13 protein-coding genes and 1 pseudogene are annotated in these 18367 nt (G+C 71.3%); 7 read left to right on the top strand and 7 right to left on the bottom strand.

The annotated features are described in order from the left end of the window. On the bottom strand, positions 1-193 hold a 193-nt coding region (locus AB0N07_RS45005; protein ID WP_365845741.1), incomplete at its 3' end, for a hypothetical protein. Between AB0N07_RS45005 and AB0N07_RS45000 the strand changes: the two are divergent. The 4 genes and pseudogenes from AB0N07_RS45000 to AB0N07_RS44985 all read left to right on the top strand — a co-directional run. Continuing rightward, positions 126-1989, top strand: a pseudogene (locus AB0N07_RS45000) (DEAD/DEAH box helicase); the annotation flags it as partial. The gene AB0N07_RS45005 and the pseudogene AB0N07_RS45000 overlap by 68 nt on opposite strands. Next, on the top strand, positions 1986-2915 hold the full coding sequence (locus tag AB0N07_RS44995; RefSeq protein ID WP_365845739.1) for an SWIM zinc finger family protein: 930 nt from the start codon (positions 1986-1988) through the stop codon (positions 2913-2915). The pseudogene AB0N07_RS45000 and the gene AB0N07_RS44995, both read left to right, overlap by 4 nt. Before the next feature lie 63 nt (positions 2916-2978). Beyond that, positions 2979-3239 (top strand): hypothetical protein, encoded by a 261-nt coding sequence (locus AB0N07_RS44990; RefSeq protein ID WP_365845736.1) that lies wholly within the window; start codon positions 2979-2981, stop codon positions 3237-3239. A gap of 319 nt (positions 3240-3558) precedes the next feature. Further along, a complete protein-coding gene (locus tag AB0N07_RS44985; protein ID WP_365845734.1) occupies positions 3559-5406 on the top strand; it encodes an RICIN domain-containing protein in 1848 nt (615 codons plus the stop codon). 180 nt (positions 5407-5586) lie between these two features. On the opposite strand, the gene AB0N07_RS44980 is transcribed toward AB0N07_RS44985, so the two are convergent. The 3 genes from AB0N07_RS44980 to AB0N07_RS44970 form a co-directional block, all read right to left on the bottom strand. Continuing rightward, on the bottom strand, positions 5587-8016 hold the full coding sequence (locus AB0N07_RS44980; protein ID WP_365845732.1) for a non-reducing end alpha-L-arabinofuranosidase family hydrolase: 2430 nt from the start codon (positions 8014-8016) through the stop codon (positions 5587-5589). A gap of 116 nt (positions 8017-8132) precedes the next feature. After that, on the bottom strand, positions 8133-8915 hold the full coding sequence (locus AB0N07_RS44975) for a hypothetical protein (RefSeq protein ID WP_365845730.1): 783 nt from the start codon (positions 8913-8915) through the stop codon (positions 8133-8135). Beyond that, positions 8912-9442 (bottom strand): SigE family RNA polymerase sigma factor, encoded by a 531-nt coding sequence (locus tag AB0N07_RS44970; RefSeq protein ID WP_365845728.1) that lies wholly within the window; start codon positions 9440-9442, stop codon positions 8912-8914. Before AB0N07_RS44970 ends, AB0N07_RS44975 begins: the two co-directional genes overlap by 4 nt. Positions 9443-9760: 318 nt before the next feature. Here AB0N07_RS44970 and AB0N07_RS44965 point away from each other — a divergent pair, with 318 nt between their 5' ends. Further along, entirely contained in the window at positions 9761-11539 is a 1779-nt protein-coding gene (locus AB0N07_RS44965; protein WP_365845726.1) for a cellulose-binding protein, read from the top strand. A 305-nt stretch (positions 11540-11844) separates the two neighbouring features. After that, positions 11845-15576, top strand: a complete 3732-nt coding sequence (locus tag AB0N07_RS44960; RefSeq protein WP_365845724.1) for a hypothetical protein — start codon at positions 11845-11847, stop codon at positions 15574-15576. On the opposite strand, the gene AB0N07_RS44955 is transcribed toward AB0N07_RS44960, so the two are convergent. The 3 genes from AB0N07_RS44955 to AB0N07_RS44945 all read right to left on the bottom strand — a co-directional run bounded on the left by AB0N07_RS44955 (position 15554) and on the right by AB0N07_RS44945 (position 17429). Further along, positions 15554-16201: a hypothetical protein gene (locus tag AB0N07_RS44955; protein ID WP_365845722.1), complete on the bottom strand. Its 648-nt coding sequence runs from the start codon at positions 16199-16201 to the stop codon at positions 15554-15556. The two genes, AB0N07_RS44960 and AB0N07_RS44955, sit on opposite strands and share 23 nt — an antisense overlap. Before the next feature lie 95 nt (positions 16202-16296). Further along, complete coding sequence (locus tag AB0N07_RS44950) at positions 16297-16905, bottom strand: hypothetical protein (RefSeq protein ID WP_365845720.1); 609 nt, start codon at positions 16903-16905, stop codon at positions 16297-16299. A 110-nt stretch (positions 16906-17015) separates the two neighbouring features. Then, entirely contained in the window at positions 17016-17429 is a 414-nt protein-coding gene (locus tag AB0N07_RS44945; RefSeq protein ID WP_365845718.1) for a hypothetical protein, read from the bottom strand. A 172-nt stretch (positions 17430-17601) separates the two neighbouring features. On the opposite strand from AB0N07_RS44945, the gene AB0N07_RS44940 reads away from it, so the two are divergent. Next, complete coding sequence (locus AB0N07_RS44940; RefSeq protein ID WP_365845716.1) at positions 17602-18225, top strand: TetR/AcrR family transcriptional regulator; 624 nt, start codon at positions 17602-17604, stop codon at positions 18223-18225. Positions 18226-18367 lie beyond the last annotated feature (142 nt).

The raw sequence follows: 18367 nt of genomic DNA, 5'->3' as shown, positions 1-18367 counted from the left end.
CTTCACGCCGTTCCCCGCCGTCGCCGCGGCCATCAGCCGGGCCGGCGGGTTCGGAGTGCTCGGCGCGGTCCGCTACACCGCCCCCGACGAGCTCACCGACGAGCTGGCCATCCGTGAACTGACCGCTCACCGCGACCGCGGAGATCGGACAGCGCACCGCCCCCGGTTCCACCGCGGGCGGCCTGCTGGACACCGAGGCCCTCCTCGACTTCCGCTGGCAGGTCTCCCTCGGCGGCGAGCCGCTCACCGAGGCCGAGATGGATGCCCTCGCGGAGTCACGCCGTCCCCTCGTCCGGCTTCGCGACCAGTGGGTGGTCGCCGACCCGAAGCTGGTGGCCCGCGCCAAGCGCCGCCGGATGGAACCGCTCACCCCCATGGAGGCGTTGAGCGCCGCGCTGACCGGCGAGGCCGAGCGAAGCGAGATGGGGGTCCCCCGGCCGGAGGCTGGGGGAGGGACGGTGACCGGGTCCCTGTGCGGCGGTCGGTGCGTTCGGCGACCTGGTCGCTCGTATCCGCGACCCCGAGTCCCGCACCCTCGTGCCTCAGCCCGCCGCCCTCAAGGCCACGTTGCGCGAGTACCAGAAGCGGGGCCTGGCCTGGCTGTCCGAGATGTGCGCACTCGGCCTCGGCGGCTGTCTCGCCGACGACATGGGCCTGGGCAAGACCATCACCTTGCTCGCTCTGCACCTGCACCGCCAGAGCGACCCGACCACCGCGGGCCCCACCCTTGTCGTCTGCCCGGCCTCCCTGCTCGGCAACCGGCAGCGCGAGGCCGCCAGATTCGCACCGTCCATCCCCGTCCGCCGTTACCACGGCGGCGACCGCCACCTGGGGGACCTGGCCGACGACGAGATCGTCCTGGTCACCTACGGGGTGCTGCGCCGCGACCGCGAAGTGCTCGCCGAGACGGCCTGGTCACTGGTGGCCGCCGACGAGGCCCAGCACGTCAAGAACCCCTACGCCGTCACCGCCCGTGAACTGCGTGCCCTGCCCGCCCGCGTCGCTCTCACCGGCACCCCCGTGGAGAACAACCTCTCCGAGCTGTGGGCCCTGCTCGACTGGACCACCCCCGGGCTCCTCGGCACACTCACCGCCTTCCGTGACCGGTATGCCCGCGCCATCGAGGCGGGCGAGGATCCCGAGGCGGCCGAGCGCCTGTCCCGTCTCGTACGTCCCTTCCTGTTGCGCCGCAAGAAGTCCGACCCCGGCATCGCGCCCGAACTGCCGCCCAAGACCGAGACCTATCACGTCGTCCCGCTGACGGCCGAGCAGACCAGCCTGTACGAGGCGGTGGTGCGCGAGACCATGGCCGAGATCGAGAAATCCGAGGGCATCGCCCGACGCGGTCTGGTACTCAAGCTGCTCACCGCGCTGAAGCAGATCTGCAACCACCCCGCCCAGTATTTGAAAGAGCACAGCCTGAAAGAGCACCGCCTGCGCCGGTCCACTCCCCTGCGGGGCCGCTCCGGCAAGCTCGACCTGCTCGACGAACTTCTCGGCACCATCACCGCCGAGGGCGAATCCGCGCTGGTCTTCACGCAGTACAAACAGATGGCGGCGCTGCTGGAGAAGCATCTCGCCGAGCGCGGCGTCCCCGCTCTCTTCCTGCACGGTGGCACCCCCGTTACGCGGCGCGAGGAGATGGTGGACCGTTTCCAGCGCGGTGAAGTGCCGGTGTTCCTGCTGTCATTGAAAGCGGTCGGCACCGGACTCAACCTCACCCGCGCCACTCACGTCGTGCACTACGACCGCTGGTGGAACCCGGCCGTCGAGGACCAGGCCACCGACCGCGCCTACCGCATCGGCCAGGACAAACCCGTGCAAGTGCACAAGCTCCTCGCGGAGGGAACCGTGGAGGACAAGGTGGCGAAGCTGCTCGAAGCCAAGCGCGCCCTCGCCGACGCCGTCGTCGGCTCCGGCGAGGCAGCCCTGACCGAACTGTCCGACGCCGAACTCGCCGAACTCGTCGCCCTGGGAAGGCAGTCATGAGCCCCGCTGTTCCCGGCCCGCGCCGTGCGCCCGCCCTCGGCAGGCGAGCCTTCGCCGCGACCTGGTGGGGCCAGGCGTGGGTGGCCGCTCTGGAGGACTCCACCCTGGACGCCGGACGGCTCTCGCGCGGACGCACCTACGCCCGCCAAGGCATGGTCGGCCCGGTCACCGTCACTCCGGGCCAGGTCAAAGCCGCTGTCCAGGGCAGCCGCCCGCGCCCGTACCGCTCCTCGGTCCACCTGCCCGTCCTCACCGGCCCTCAGTGGGACACCCTGCTCGACACGATCGCGGCCCGCGCCGGGCATCTCGCGGCACTGCTCGACGGCGAGATGCCCGCCGAACTCGTGGACGACGCCCGGCACGCGGGCGTCCCACTGCTCCCCCTGCCCACCGAGCTCGATCCGGAGTGCTCCTGCCCCGACTGGGGACATCCCTGCAAGCACGCCGCCGCGCTCTGCTACGCCATCGCCGCCACCATCGACACCGACCCGTTCGTGATCTTCGAGCTGCGCGGCCGCGGCCGCGAGGAGGTCCTCGCCCGGCTGCGCGCACTCCGTACGACAGCACAGGAGACCGCCGCCCCACCCGCACCGCCCGGCATCCCGGCCGCCGCCGCGTACGCCCACTGGGCCGAAGAGTCCCCCGAACTGCCCGGACTCCCGGAACCCGCCGCCCACACCACAGCACTGCCCGTCGCCCCGCCACCCGGAACCGGCCTGGCCGCCGCGGACCTGGAACGCCTCATGGCCGACGCCGCCGCGCGCGCCGCCCGGCTCCTCGCGGGCGACACCACCGACCTGCACCTGACCCAGCACCAGGACGCCGTACGCATCGCCGCGAGCGGCCCCGGACCCGAGTGGTTCCACCACCTGATCCGGAACACCGGCTCCAACCCCACTGCCTTCGCACGCCTCACCCGCGCCTGACGCCACGGCGGCCCCACGGGCATCACCGTCGCGGAACAGCCCCACACCCCCGACCCGACGGTGATGAAGGCCGCCCGCACCGCCCTGGACGCGGCCCTCGCCGAGATGACCGGCTCGCCCACACACCTCAGAGCCTGGCGCAACCGCCTCACCCTCACCCACCACGGCATCCAGTTGCGTCTGGGCCCCGAAACCCGCTGGTACCCCTACCTCCAGGACGACGACGGCGAATGGTGGCCCGCGGCACCACCCGACAGTGACCCGGTCACCGCGCTCACCGCGGTCTGGTCGCGGAACGGGGAGCAAGGAGGCGGTTCCCGCTGACCGCGCCAGCCGGGCACGATGTCGAAGGGCCCCACCGTTCGCGGTGAGGCCCTTCGACGTTGTCCGTCTCACTTTCCGTCTGAGTTGGTCTTCTGAGGCTCCCAGCCCGTGATCGCGTCGACCACGACGTCCGGGACGCCGAGGATCAGGCGGACGGTCGCGGCGGTGTGGCGAGCGTCAGGCCGCCGGGCCTGGGCGGCATGCGGTCAAGGCGAAAAAAACTGTGGCTTTCGCGGCAACCTTTTCGATCTCTCGGACCACTCAGTGCTGTCCGGCCAAGTGGCCCGGTCAGATGCGACGGCTGAAAGAGAGCACAGGCGTGTCCCTGGAACGAGAGCACAGACATGTCCCCGGCCCACCCACGTCATCGGCGGCGTCCCCCGTCGGCGGCCGCCGGGCCGACGGCGGAGCCCGCGGTGGCCGCCCGAAGCACCGTGGCCGTCGGTTGCTCGCGCGTCGGGGTCTGTGGGCGGGTCTCTCCATGGTGGTCGTGGCCGGCTCGGCCGTCGTGGTCAGTCAGGCTTCAGCGGAGCAGAAGACCCTGGATCTGAAGAAGTGGTACGTGCTGGTCAACCGCAACAGCGGCAAGGTGCTGGACGACCGCGGCGCCGCCAAGAACGACGGCGCGGCGGTGGTGCAGTGGAGCCGTCACGGCGGCCCCAACCAGCAGTGGCGGTTCATCGACGCGGGTGACGGCTACTACCGGCTGCAGAACCGGAACTCCGGCAAGGTGCTGGACGACCTCGGCTGGTCGAAGACCGCCGGCTCCGCCCTCGTGCAGTGGAAAGACCTGAACGGCAGCAACCAGCAGTTCAAACTGGCCAAGTCGCAGGACGGCTACGTGCATTTGGTCAATCGCTTCAGTGGCATGGCCGTCGATGTCCACGGCGCCGCCAAAGCCAACGGGAGCGGTGTCGTCCAGAACCGCGACCGGGGCAGCGCCGATCAGCAGTGGCAACTCGTCCCGGCCGGGAGCGTCGGCGGCTCCGGTACACCCACCGCGCCGAGCAGCAGCGTTCCCACCAGCCCGGCTCCGAGCAGCTCGCACCCGTCGTCGACGCCGTCTCCCGTGGCCGGTGGCGGCAGCTCGACGACACGGTTCATGGGCAGCAGCACGGTGCTCGTCGGCGGCTCGGTGTCCGACGCCTCGGCGGCCGCCGCGCCGTTCGACATGCGGTACGCCTATGTGCACAGCCAGCCCGCGCCCTCGTCGGACTACTACACGGCAGCGCGCTGCCACGACGATTGGTCGGGCTGGTGGGGCTGCTGGACCGGCAGCACCACGGCTCCCGGCACGTACGTGACCTATCGGGACACCGTGGCGGCCCAGGCGACGTACAAGGGCAGCCCGCGCCCGCAGAAGATGCTCTGGACCTGGTACTCGCTGCGCGACCTCGGGGATGCGGCAGGCGAGGGCGACGGCCCGGGCGAGGTCAAGGCCATCAACAGGACCGACCTGCTCACCCGGTACCTGAACGACTACCGCTTCTTCCTCCAGAAGATCGGCACGTCGCACGACGCGATCGACCTCGAGCCCGACTTCTGGGGCTACGTCCGGTCGCTCGGCAATCCGCACCAGGTCGCCGCGCAGGTCACGGCCTCGAATCCGACGGACTGCGGATCGCAGGAGAACAGCGCCACCGGCCTGGCCCAGTGCCTGATCTCGATGGCGCACAAGTACGCGCCGAACACCGCCGCGGGGCTGCACCTTTCCTGCTTCGACTGGCAGACCAACACACAGGCATGCGTCAAGGACTACGCGAACCTCGGGGCGAAGAACGCCGACTTCCTGGTCACCGATGTGTCGGACCGCGACGCAGGCTGGTACGCACAGCCGGCCCACGGCGGCAGTGACCACTTCTGGAACGACCAGAAGGCCGCCGCCGCGCTGCAGTTCTACAAGACGATGGCCGAGTCCGTGGGCAAGCCGGTGGTCCTGTGGCAGATCCCCGTGGGCAACATGGCACAGAACAACACCCTCAACCATTACAAGGACGACAAGGTGGACTGGTTCTTCGCGCACATGGACCAGGTCGCGAACGCCCATGTGGCCGGGCTGCTCTTCGGTCCGGGACAGCAGGAACAGACAACCGCCGAGACCGACGGCGGAAACCTGATCAACAAGACGATCGCGTACCACAACTCGGGCGGTACATCACTCAAGTAGGTGAAGCCGACGAAATGCGCCCCCATCTCTCGATGGGGGCGCATTTCGTCATCCACGTCGGACTGAGGACTTCTCCGGTCTCTGCCGGACAAGCCCCGCCGGACCTCCGTCTGGTCCCCGAACGACTGGAACCCCAGCCGATGCACGGCTGGGGTTCCTCGACGAAGCGGTGAGCAGCGGTCAGCGCTGCAGGGTGAGGACACCCGGCCGCCACGGCAGCCGGTCGTAGGGGCCGCTCGCGGTGGGGGACTTGCCCTGGTAGAGGAGCTGCAGGTGGCAGGGGTCGATGGTCATGGTCTGGTCGGGGTTGTTGCGGACCAGGTCGCCGTGGCTGATGTCGTTGGTCCAGCCGGCTCCGCTGTTGGCCTTGCCCGCGAAGGGGTTGGACTCGGTGGCGGCCTGCGGGGTCCATGAACCGTTCAGGCTGGAGGCCGTGAACGAGCGGAAGTAGCGCTGTTCGTTCGCGCCCCGGGCCTCGACGATCATGAGGTACTGGTTCTGGCCCTGGACCTTGTAGACCTGCGGCGCCTCGAAGAGGTTCTTCACCGTGTCGCTCATGACCGTCGTGTACGAGGAGCCGAAGCTGCCGGGGAAGTCCCCGATCGGCATGCTCGCCCGGTAGATCTTGCCGTTGTCACCGGCGAAGAACAGGTACATGTTCTGGCCGTCGGCGATCAGGGTCTGGTCGATCGGAGCGGCGCCCGGGAGGCTGCCGGTGAACAGTGGCTTCGGCGCGGACCAGCCGTTGGGGTCGGTGGGGTCGCTGGAGGTGCGGTAGACGAAGGGCGCCGCGCCCCACTGTGACGCCAGCACCCAGATGTTCTTGGGCGCGAAGTAGAACAGCGTGGGCGCCACCGCGGACTGACTCATCCCGGTCTGGCCGGCCGACGCCATGTCCGACCAGTTCGTGAAGGGCTTGAACATCATCGAGCCGTACGACGATCCCGACACGTTCGACGCATAGACCAGGTGCTTGCCGTTGTACGTCACGGTGGTGAAGTCCTTCACCGCGTCCCACCCGTTCGCCGGCTGCGCCAGCGGACCCGTCGACGTCCACCGGTATGTCGGCGGAAGAGCACACGTGTTGCTCTTCGGCGCCGCGGTCGGCTTGACGTTCCAGTGCTGGTTGGCGCCGCCGCCGTTGGTGTCCCAGATCTGGACGGGAGTGCCGTTGGCGGTCCGACCGCCGGGGATCTCCAGGGCCCGGCCGCTGGCGACGTTGGTCAGCGTGTAGGAGCCGTCGCTGTTGCGGCCGGCCCGCCAGTGCTGGTTGGCGCCACCGTTGGAGTCCCAGACCGTCAGGCTCGTCCCGTTGGCCGTCCGGTTGCCCGGCTCGTCCAGTACCCGGCCGCTGGCGACATTGGTCAGCGTGTAGGAGCCGTCGCTGTTGCGGCCTGCCCGCCACTGCTGGTTGGAGGCACCACTGGCGTCCCACACCTGGAGCGGGGTGCCGTTGCCGTTCTGTCCCGCGGGCTCGTCGAGAACGCGTCCGGCGGCCGCGTTGGAGAGCGTGTAGACGGTGCCGGAGGTGAGCCCCCCGTCCGCCGTGCCCCCGCCGCTGCTGCCACCCAGGGCGGTGAGCACCGCGCTGTAGGCGGGCTTCTTGTTGCCGCCCGCGTCGAACAGCAGCGGGTTCTCACCGGTGCGCCAGGAGTCGCTGTCGCGGATGCCCCACACCGTGATGCCCGTGCAGCGGGCGACGTTCATGCACGCCCGGACGGTGTCGGCGTATGCCGTCGGCGCGGCCTGGGCGATGTCGAGTTCGGTGATCTGGACGTCCACGCCGAGCGCGGCGAACTTGGACAGGGTGGTCTGGAAGCTCGCGGGCGGGCCGCCGGTGCCGAAGTGGCTCTGGAAGCCGACGCAGTCGATGGGCACCCCGCGGGACTTGAAGTCGCGCACCATGGAGTAGACGCCCTGGGTCTTGGCGTCGGTCCAGTTCTCGATGTTGTAGTCGTTGTAGCAGAGCTTGGCCGAGGGGTCGGCTTTCCGGGCGGTGCGGAAGGCCTCCTCGATGAAACCGTTGCCGAGCACGTCCTGGAAGACCGAGGAGCGGTGCCGGCCGCTGCCGTCGTCGGCGAAGGCTTCGTTGACCACGTCCCAGGCGTAGATCCTGCCCTTGAAGTGGCTCATCTCGGTGGTGATGTGGTTGTCCATCACACCGCGCAGGGTGTTCGCGTCGGTGATGGACTTCACCCAGCCGGGCAGCTGTGAGTGCCACACCAGGGTGTGGCCGCGCATCCGCTGCCCGTGTGCGGAGGCGTGGGCGACGATCGAGTCGGCCGGCCCGAAGTTGAAGTTGCCGCGGGAGGGTTCGGTGGTGTCCCACTTCATCTCGTTCTCCGGGGTGATCATGTTGAACTCCCGGTCGAGAATGGTGGAGTACGTCGAGTCTCCGAGCCTGCCCGAGGACACCGCCGTACCGAAGTAGCGGCCGTGGTCGGCCGCTGCAGTGGCGGCCGTGGTCGGCGTGCGCGTGTTCGGCGTGCGGGCTGCCATGGCGACCAGCGGCACAGCGGCACCCGCGGCGGCGAGGACCACGGCGGCGGCGAGCACACGGCGGGTAGCCGGAAGGCGGCGATGAGAGCGGTTCTGATCTGGCAACGGCATGTCCTTCTGGCGCAGCGGGCCTTGATCCGGCCCTGGTTACCTGCCAGTTGCCGCCATGGGCACAAAGGTTGCCGCGACCAGGGGAAGGAACCGCTCGACCATCCGCACGGCATCGGTCACCGGGCCGGGACGAACCCTCCCCGGACCGACGCGGGGCCGCCCGAACCCTGCGCGTCGACGCGGTAGGCGTCGCCCGCGGCACTGCGCGCGCCGCCGTTGTTGAACTGGGCGGCCACCTCATGGCTCCCGGCCGGCACGGTCAGGCCCGGTTTGAGGACCCAGCGGTAGACCAGCATGCCGTCGGCCTCCCGGGTGGTGATGGTGAAGTCATCGCTCGGCAGGGTCTGCCAGGTACCGGTCTCCTTCACCCCGCCGGTCTGCACGATCCGCATCTCGATCGTGAGCGCGGTGAGCGGCCGGGTCGTCTTGAGGAGGAGGTTGCTCTGCGTCCAGTAGACGGTGCTTTTCGGGTCCACCGAGCCGGCCGACCACAGCGGACCGCTCTGGCTCTCACCGGCGGCCGGTGACGGACTGTCGGCCGGCGGAGTCGGGCGCGAGCCGCCCGGGGTGGTGACCGGGGCCGGCGCGACAGGGGTGGGGCGGGCCGATGTCGGCTGCCGGGAGGTGGCGTCCGGGGACGGGGTGGCCGGTGTGGTCACGGTGGCCGTGGGCGACGAGTGCGTGACGATGGCGGCGACGGCGAGGCCGCCGGTCGCCAGGATGCCGGCGGCGGCAAACCCGGCGAGCGCAACCCTGGTCCCGGACCTCGCGAACGGCCGCGCGCGGTGACGGACGGCGGGGCCGGACATGCCTCGTTGCACCCGGGCCAGCATCCTCGCGCGGTCGGGCCGATGGGCCTCGGCGGCCTCACGCAGCCGACGGGCGATCTCCTCGTTCACCGGTTCCTCCTCCCTTCCACCAGGTCCCCGACAGCTCGTACGCCAAGTGTCCTTTGCAGCTCGGCCATTCCCTTAGAGGTCTGGCTCTTCACCGTGCCGACCGATATGCCCAGCGCCAGCGCCGTGTCCTTCTCGGACAGGTCGAAGGCGTGCCGCAGCACCACGCAGGCGCGTTTGCGGAACGGCAACCGGTCGAGCGCCGCGCGGACGTCCAGTACGGCCGCCGTGTCCGGCCCGTCCACCTTCTCGGGGCTGCGGGACCAGAACAGCGCGATCCGGCGTCGCTCGCGCACCGCGCTGCGGATCCGTCCCCGCGCCAGGTTGGCCACCACACCGCGGGCGTAGGCCAGCGGGTGGTCGGCCTGCCGCAACCGGTCCCAGCGCTGCCACAGGGCGACCAGGGCATCCGCTGCGAGGTCGTCCGCCGCGTCGGCCTCACCGGTCAGGAGGTGGGCCAGACGGGCGAGTTCGGCATAGTGGCGTTCGAAGAATTCGTGGAACTCCGCGGACGCGTCATCGAGGACCATCCCCCGGTCGCCCTCTCCTGGCAATCATGTGCATGTTAGTTGCGCGTTTAACAACGGGGGCGCAGCCTAACAGTGCCCGGCCAGCGCTGGTCAATGCCGGGCGAACTGGACGCAGTCGGCTGCGCGGACGCGTACGGGGGCCCACACCGCGATCACCAGGGCTCGGATGCCGCACGGCACGGAAGAGATCTGAAGTACGTCGGATACGGCGGCAACCTTTCCGTCCCGAGCGGCCACTCAGGGGTGCACCAACCACGGCGGGCGCAGTCAGCTGCGCCGCGCCGCCCGTGTCCACGCACTCCGATCGGGAGCCCCGACGTGTCACCTGACGACCCGACGACCACCGAGCAGCCGATGCCTCGGAGCCGTACGCACCGCCGTAGCCGAACGCGCCGCAACATCGTGGCGGGGACGGTGGCGGCCCTGCTGGCCGGGGCCGGCGCGGGCGTCCTGGCGCTCAGCGCGAACGCCGCGCCGGCCGTCGGCATCTCGGTGGATGCCGGTACCTCGCTGGGCACGGTGCCCAGCACCGGGGTCGGCCTCAACACGGCCGTCTACGACTCGTACATGACCGACACCACGGCGTCATCGCTGATGAAGGCCGCCGGAATCCAGCAGCTGCGCTACCCCGGTGGCTCCTACGCGGACGCCTACCACTGGAAGACCCACACCCTCGACGGCGGCGGCTGGGTCGCGCCCGGCACCGACTTCGACCACTTCATGGCCACCGCGAAGAGGGTCGGCGCCCAGCCGATCATCACCGCCAACTACGGCTCCGGCACGCCCCAGGAGGCCGCCGACTGGGTCAAGTACGCCAATGTCGCCAAGGGTTACGGCGTGAAGTACTGGGAGATCGGCAACGAGGTCTCCGGCAACGGGTACTACGGCAGCAAATGGGAGGTCGACCACCACGCCGACAAAAGCCCCAGGGAGTACGCGAAGAACCTCCTCGCCTACGCGAAGGCGATGAAGGCCGTGGACCCGAAGGTGAAGATCGGGGCGGTGCTCAACACTCCGGGGTCCTGGCCGGACGGAGCGAAGGCCGCAGGTGACACCGCCGACTGGAACCACACCGTGCTCGCCATCGCCGGCAAGTCGATCGACTTCGTGATCATCCACTCGTACCCGAGCGCTTCCAGCACGGCGGACCTGCTGAACTCCCCCGCCCAGGTCGCGGGTGTCACCTCCGCGGTGCGCTCGCTGCTCACCACCTACGCGGGTGCGCACGCCGCCTCGGTCGAGATCGCGGTCACCGAGACCGACAGCACCCAGTCGCCGGCCCTCACCAGCCAGGCCGCGGCCCTGTTCGCGTCGGACACGTACATGAACTGGTTCGAACACGGCGCCGTCAACGTCGACTGGTGGGACCTGCACAACGGCATGGGCAAGGCACCCACCACGGTGGGCGGCGAGACCGACTACCTGGACCAGGGCCTGCTCTCCAACGGAACCTGCGTCGGCGGGCACTGCGAACCGGCGCGTGAGACGCCCTTCCCCACCTACTGGGGCATCCGCTCGCTGACCGCGCTGGCCAAGCCCGGCGACACCATGGTCAAGGCGTCCTCCGCCAAGCAGTCGGTCGCCGTGCACGCGGTGCGCAGCAGGGACGGCGGCCTGAACGTCATGCTGATCAACAAGGACCCGCAGAACACGGCGCAGGTGTCGCTCTCCTACAAGGGATACACACCGGCCGCGGGGACGGTCAGGACCGTTTCGTACACCAAGGGCGGCACCGCCCTGACCACGGCGGCGCGGGGAACGGCGGCCGCACAGGAGCTGCCCCCGTACTCGATCACGACCCTCCAGCTGAAGCCCGCGTCGGCGGCCTCCCGCGCCCACGCCCCGTCCCCCGCCCCCACCCCGAGCGCCGCCGCCCCGGTCGCCTCCGCCTCCGGCACGATCGGCACCCGGGCGCAGGCCTCGGCAGCCGGCGTACCCGTCGGCCGGCCGGGCCGGAGCAACACGGGCGGCGACCTGGCCTCCACCGGGATGGGCACCGCCGTCACGTACAGCGCCCTCGCCGGCCTGCTGGCCGTCGCCGCCGGCTCCGCGCTGGTACTTCGCATGCGCCGCAGCAGGGGTTCGCACGCCAGGTGAGCCCCTGCCGCGCCGGCGCCGGTGTTCCACCACACGGGAACCCGCGCGCGGCGATGCCCTTCCCGCCCGGCCGTCTCCTCCTCGCCCCTGGATGAGTCGAGCCGGGGGGAAGGGCCTTCGCAGACGGATGGGAGACGTGGGACCACAGCCTCCGGCTCGCAGCTCCAAGCCCCCCCGGCCGACCGGCCGTCCGGCTGCGGTCACCCATTCATCATGCGCAGGCAACCCGGATGTCACTCAACTATCCGTATGGTCGCCATTCGGATGTCAGGACATCTTGTACCGCACCTGCGGAGGTACCACTCATGGGGCGGCCCGAGAGACCAGTGGACCCGGCGGCGGGACCCGTCCAGCGGCTCGCGCACGAGCTGCGCGAGCTGCGGAAGGCCGCTGGAAGCCCCTCGTACCGGACGATGGCGAAGGCGGCGGGCTTCTCGGCGACCGCGCTGTCGCTGGCCGCCGCCGGTGAACGGCTGCCGTCTCTCGCCGTGGTCCAGGGCTATGCACGCGCCTGCGGGGGCGATCCGGCCGGATGGGAGCTGCGCTGGAAGGCGGCCGAGGCGGAGGCGAACCAGGCCCCCGCGGAAAACAGCGAGGACGTTCCGTCGCCGTACCGCGGTCTGGCCCGGTTCGAGCCGGACGACCGGCATGTGTTCTTCGGACGCGACCGGATGGTCGACGAGGTCGGGCACCTGGTGTGCGAGCACCGGTTCGCGGTGCTGTTCGGCCCCTCGGGGAGTGGGAAGTCGTCCCTGCTGCGGGCCGGGCTGGTCCCGCGGCTCCAGGAGGAGATCCAGGCGCGCGGTTGCCCGGCCGCCCTGCGGATCCTCACCCCCGGAGCCACGCCCGCCACGACGTACGGCCGTCTGCTGGGCCCCGCCGAGGACGAGCCGGAGAGCTGGGTGGTGGTGGACCAGTTCGAGGAGGTCTTCACCCTCTGCCGCGATCCGCAGGAACGTGCCCGCTTCGTCGACCTGCTGCTCGCCGCCCGCGCCCCGGACAGCAGACTGCGCGTGCTGCTCGCCGTGCGTGCCGACTTCTACGCCCGCTGCGCCGAGCACCGCGGTCTCGCCGACGCGCTGCGCGGCGCCGGGCTGCTGCTCGGCCCGATGACGGCGGACGAACTGCGGGAGGCGGTGACCGGACCCGCGCAGGCGGCCGGATGCCGCGTGGAGCGGTCGCTGACCGCCCGCCTGGTGGACGAGGTGCAGGGCGAGCCCGGCGGGCTGCCGATGCTCTCGCACGTGCTCCTGGAGACCTGGCGCCGCCGCAGGGGCCGGATGCTCACCCTGGCCGGGTACGAGGCCGCCGGCGGAGTGCGCGGCGCGATCGCGGCGACCGCCGAGCAGGTGTACGGCGGACTGTCCCCGGCCCAGGCGGGTGCGGCCCGGCGGGTGCTGCTGCGCATGGTGGAGCCGGGTCAGGGCACCCCTGACACCCGCCGCCCGCTCACCCGGGCCGAGCTGGAGGAGTGGGCGGATGCCGATGTGCGGGTGGTGGTGGAGCGGCTGACCCGGGCCCGGCTGCTGACCGCCGACGAGGACGGCGTCCAACTCGCCCACGAGGCCCTGATCACCTGCTGGCCCCGGCTGCACGGCTGGATCGAGGAGGACCGCGAACGGCTGCGTCACCACCGGATGCTCGCGGACGCGGCCCGCACCTGGCTGGAACACGAGCGCGACCCGGGCTACCTGTACCGGGGCAACCGGCTGGCCCACACGGAGGAACTGTTCCCGGACCCCGCGGCCGACCTCGCACTGACGGTGCCGGAGCGGGACTTCCTGTCCGCCGCGCTGGACACCCGGGCGGCCGAGCACCGGGCCGCGACCCGGATCAGCCGCAGGCACCGCATCCTGACCGGGTCGCTGTCCGCCGTCCTCGCGGTGGCACTGCTGACGGCCCTCGCCGTCTGGCAGGCCTACGACGACAACCAGCGCCGGCGCACCCAGGAAGCGGCCCGCCAGGTGGCCGACGTGGCGGACGCGCTGCGCACCACCGACCCGCGCACCGCGCTGCTGCTGGGCGCGGCCGCCTGGCGCGTCGCCGAGCTGCCCGAGACCCGCCGCGCCCTGCTCGGCTCCCTCGCCCAGCAGGAGACGGACACCTTCACCGACCCCGCGCCCGGCGACACCGACTGGCTCTCCGTCCCCGGCCGTACGCTGCTGAGCGCCGCCGACCGCACCTGGCGCACCTGGGACGTGGGAACGCACCGGCGCACCGGCTCGGGCCGGCTGCCGGGCGGCATGGTTCTGGGCGCGAGTCCGGACCTGCGGGTGCTCGTGATCAACGGCCACGACGGGATACGGCTGTGGGACACGGCCACCGGGCACTGGACCGGCGGCGATGGCCCGCTGCCGACGGACACCGACGTCAGCTTCCCCCGCGACGACCGCACCTTCCTGGTCACCGAGGGCGACCGGATGCGGCTGCGCTCGGTCACCGACGGCCGCGTGCTGTTCGAGGCCCCGGCATCGGGTATCACGGTCACGGCGCTCAGCGCGGACGGACGGCGCGCCGCCGGCTGCTCCGGCGGGCAAGCCCCGCAGCTGTGGGACATCCCCGGTCGCCGTGCCCTGCCCGGCGACTGGCAGAAGGACCGCCTCTGCAACGCGGACGCGAACACGACCGTCCTCGCGCTCGGCACACAACGGCTGGCCGCCGCCACCGACAACGAGCTGCGGGTCTGGGACACCGGGACCGGCAAGCGGATCGCCGACATCGCCGACGACGGCGTGGACCACGCCTCCTTCAGCCCGGACGGCGCCTTCCTGGCGACGGCCGACCGCGAGGAGATCCGGGTGTGGCGGCCGGCGGCCCCCGACGGACCCGTCTTCCGGCACTCCCTGAACAACCAGCGCCCTCACGGCGACCTGGCCTGGGACCCGGACGGCCGCACCCTGCGCTACCTCGAGGGCAGCACCGTCCACACCCTCGACCTCGGCCCGGCGGTCACCCCGGCCTGGCGCGCCGCCCCGCTGGACGCCGTCGGCTCCAGCCCGGACGGCCGTACGTACGCCACGGCCGAGCGATCCGGCGACCGCTACCTCTTCCGGCTCCGCGCCACCGCCGACGACCGTCTGCTGAGCACCCTGCCCCCGGTGAACGTGCCCGTCGCCCGCGATCCCGACCCGGCGATCCCCGTCGACCCCCTCCCCCTGCTGGCGTTCAGCCCGGACGGCACGGCGCTCGCGTACGGTGTCTCGGCGCCCGGCCGGGAGGTCGTCTCACAGTCCTTCACGGTGTGGGACATCGCCCGTCACCGTGTCCGCTCCACCATGATCCTGCGCGGCGACCCGGTGGTGAAGACCGCTCTCGGGCCCGGTGGGCGCACCTGGTACGCCGCCCGCTCCTCTCTTCGGCCCGGCGGCGACCTGTACGGCGAGGTGTGGGACACGGCGGCTCGCCGCAGAACGGCGGTGCTGCCGGGAATGGTCGGCATCCACCTGGCCGTCCGCCCCGACGGCGGCCTGCTGGTCGGTGACGGACGCATCGCCGGGCTGCCGTCGGCCAAGGTCACCAGCCGTGACCTGGTCCAGGGTGAGCAGGTGGGCGCGATGGGGTTCTCGGCCGACGGCTCGTTGCTCGCTGTCGGCGACCAGATGGGCCGGGTCGCCCTGTGGGACAGGACGGCGAGCCGGCGTGCCGGTGTGCTGCGCAACGTCTTCCCGGAGCCACTCGGTGACCGCCCGGAGGCGGTGAACGCGCTGGCCGTCAGCCCGGACGGCAGGACGCTGGCGGTGGGCGGCGACGGCGGCAGCCTGCAGCTGTGGGACGTGGCGACCCGCCAGCCCCTCGGCACCCCGCTCACCACGCCGGGCGACGGCATCGAGTCCCTGGCCTTCTCGCCCGACGGCACGACCCTGTACGCGGCGAGCGCGCACGTCCCGCTCCAGCGGTACGCCGTCGATCCCGGACGGGCGCTCGCGCGGGTCTGTGCCCGGGCGGGCACCGATCTGACGCGGGAACAGTGGCGGACGTACGTGCCGGACGTGCCCTACCGGCGGCCGTGCGGGGTCAGTGCGGGAGCCGGGGGGTGATCTGCCGGGCCAGCGATACGAGCCGGTCGGCGTCCGTCGCCCCGGCTGTCTCCGCGAGGGTGAGCACCCAGGTCCTGGAACCCCCGCGCCACACCACGTAGGCGACGTTCTGCGGCGGCTGCAGCACCTGCACCGTCTCGCGGAAGGCGCCCTGCCCCAACCCGGTGACCTCGGTGACCTTCACGTCTCGCATGCCCGCGGACGCGGGATCGCGGACCAGGTTGTGCGAGGCGGAGACCTCGGCGTCGTAGGAGCGTGCGGACGGGTTGAGGGTCAGCAGGGCGCTCCCGTCTCCGGAGGCGTAGCTGCACGAGTCCAGGGCCGTGCCGTTGCCGGGTGCGACCCGGGGAGCCTGCTTCGGGGCGGTCAGCACGCGCCGGGCGGTCGCCCCGTCGAGGACGGTGCACAGGCGGGAGGCCGGCAGGGTCTTGGGCGAGGAGGTGACGGAGGGGGTGGCGGCGGGGCCGGGCGAGACGGTCGTCACGGGAGCCGCACCGGTGGGGGAAGCTCCCGCGGCGGCCGGGGACGCGCTGCCTGAGGAACAGGAGGCCAGCACAGCGCACAGGAGGGCGACGGCCGCGGCAGCGGCGGTGCGGGGGAGTCGGCGGAGACGGCGCGGGTGCATGGCCGGGGTTCCTGTTGAGGTCGGAGGTCGAACGGGAAGGGGGCCCGGCCCCGGTGCAGGTGCAGGAACACCGGGGCCGGGCCGGTCTGGGGGTGTCAGTTCCAGATGTTGTACGAGCCGTAGTCGTTGACCCGGAGGTTGGCCTGCCACGAGCCCCACTCGTAGTTCCCGTCCCACCAGTACCGCTCCGAGCCGTGTTCGCAGCCGGAGTGGTCGGTGCGGAAGGCGCCGACGAAGGTGCCCTTCGTCCAGCGGCGCTCCACCACCTGGATCGGCTGGGCGTACTGGCCCGGGCGCAGGTTCGTGGTGAAGTTGAACGTGGTGGAAGTGGACCCGCTGCGGCCGTAGGAGGGGGTGACGCTGGCGAGCACCTGGTTGAGCCACGGGACGGGGTTGCTGACTTCGACGCCGACCGACCACTGCCAGCCCGTCGTCTTCGACTGCTGCCAGGCGTAGGAGCAGCCGGGTGAGTTCGTGGGGCAGCGGAAGGTGGGGCCGCGCCACACCCAGTCCTGGAAGGTGTTGCCGGCCTGGGTCTGGGACTTGGCCCAGGTGGTGTCGCCCTTGCGGATGTCGTAGCCGTCCGGCTTCCAGCACCAGGTGTCCGCCGAGGCGGAGCCCGGCGAGGCCAGCATGATGAGCGGGGCGAGGCCCAGGCTGAGCACCGGCGCCAGCCAGCGGCGGGCCTTTCGCTTCTTGTTCACCGTGGGCTCTGCAGCGGGGGTCGTCGGAGCGTGGGGACGCACTTGAGTGGCTCCTTGCGGGGAGAGGGGCAATGGGGAGAGGGGCGGTGGTGCGAGCGGTGTACGAGGGGTCAGTGCCTGTTGACGACGATCAGGTGGTACTGGTTCTGGGTCGAGCGCCAGTCGCCCCACCAGTCGTCGTTCCTGCTCCAGCCCTCGCAGTTCCCGCCGCGGTAGGCCGTCAGCGAGGCCTTGTCGCTGTTGGAGAACCACACGCTCGTGTAGTAGCTGGTCTCGTGGGGACGGGCGCCCGTGAGGCAGCGGTTCCAGCTGTGTCCGTTGGGCTCGGTGACACTGATACGCCAGCTCGACGCGTCCACGCTCTGGTTGACGATCTCGACACAGGCGGTGAAGACGGGGGAGTTGCAGGGAGGGCCGGGAACGGGGACGGCACTGGCCTCACCGGCGGCCAGGGTCAGCGACCCTCCCGCCAGGGCGGCCACGGCCAGGGCGCCGGCGATTCTCTTACGGAGTGAACGGGACACGGCCCCGCTCCCTTCTGTCCGGTTGGGTTCAGGCACCACCGAATCTCGGGGGAGGGCGGTTGATCAGGCAGTCCGATCCGGCGGGTAATCAACCGCGAGGGGCTCGATCGCGTACGGCCCACCGACTTGATCGAGTGACTTGACCGACCAACTAAGTCGGTATAATGGGAGCATGGCTCACGTCTCGGCGGCCGAACGCCGCCCCCAACTGATCAAAGCGGCCATCGACCTCATGACCAGGGAGGGCGTGGCCGCCGGAAGCACGCGCGCCATCGCCGCCGAGCTGGGCGTCGCGCAGGCCACCGTGCACTACACGTTCGGCACGAAAGAGGACCTCTACCGCGCCGTCATGGAGCAGCTCACCGAGGACCTGGTCGCCCAGGTCGAGCGGGCGGCACCCGAGGACGCCGGTTTCGAGGCGGCGGTCGCGGCCTTCGCCGCAGCCCTGTGGCGCACCGTGGGTGAGCAGCCCACCAGCTACCAGCTGCTCACGGAGCTGTCCATGTTCGCGCTGCGCACCCCCTCGCTGAGCGAGGCCCTGCGCAGCCACTACGGCGGGATCGTGGACGTGACCGCGAAGCTGGTGAACGAGGCAGCCGAGCGCACCGGCCACCGGCTCGCCCAGCCGGCCGAGACGATCGCGCGGTTCTTCCTCGCGGGTTTCGACGGACTGACCATGCAGCACCTGTCACTGCCCGACGAGGCGGCCGAGCACACCGCGCTCCAGGCGCTGGTCTCGGCGGTCGTGGCCCTGGCGGGCGGCCGACTGGACCTCGTGACCGTGCCTGCGGGCTGAACGGGCCGACGGGCCACCAACGCGGGGATCGGAACGGCAAAGGGCCGGGTTCCGGCCGGCGGCTGCTCCGTGCTCAGATGCCGAAGCCGATGTGGGAGACGTGGCGGTAGGCGCCGTGGTCGGAGCCGAGGCTGTCCGCGAT

Origin of the sequence: Streptomyces sp. NPDC051172, from assembly GCF_040682555.1 — a bacterium.
Lineage (GTDB): Bacteria > Actinomycetota > Actinomycetes > Streptomycetales > Streptomycetaceae > Streptomyces.
The sequence above is the reverse complement of the archived record's forward strand: the minus strand, read 5'-3'. Positions and strand labels throughout refer to the sequence as shown.

Excerpts from the sequence above, each read along its gene's own strand:
- AB0N07_RS44995 (WP_365845739.1), top strand. The coding sequence starts at position 1,986 with ATGAGCCCCGCTGTTCCCGGCCCGCGCCGTGCGCCCGCCCTCGGCAGG.
- AB0N07_RS44990 (WP_365845736.1), top strand. The coding sequence starts at position 2,979 with ATGAAGGCCGCCCGCACCGCCCTGGACGCGGCCCTCGCCGAGATGACC.
- AB0N07_RS44980 (WP_365845732.1), bottom strand. The coding sequence starts at position 8,016 with ATGCCGTTGCCAGATCAGAACCGCTCTCATCGCCGCCTTCCGGCTACC.
- AB0N07_RS44970 (WP_365845728.1), bottom strand. The coding sequence starts at position 9,442 with ATGGTCCTCGATGACGCGTCCGCGGAGTTCCACGAATTCTTCGAACGC.
- AB0N07_RS44960 (WP_365845724.1), top strand. The coding sequence starts at position 11,845 with ATGGGGCGGCCCGAGAGACCAGTGGACCCGGCGGCGGGACCCGTCCAG.
- AB0N07_RS44955 (WP_365845722.1), bottom strand. The coding sequence starts at position 16,201 with ATGCACCCGCGCCGTCTCCGCCGACTCCCCCGCACCGCCGCTGCCGCG.
- AB0N07_RS44940 (WP_365845716.1), top strand. The coding sequence starts at position 17,602 with ATGGCTCACGTCTCGGCGGCCGAACGCCGCCCCCAACTGATCAAAGCG.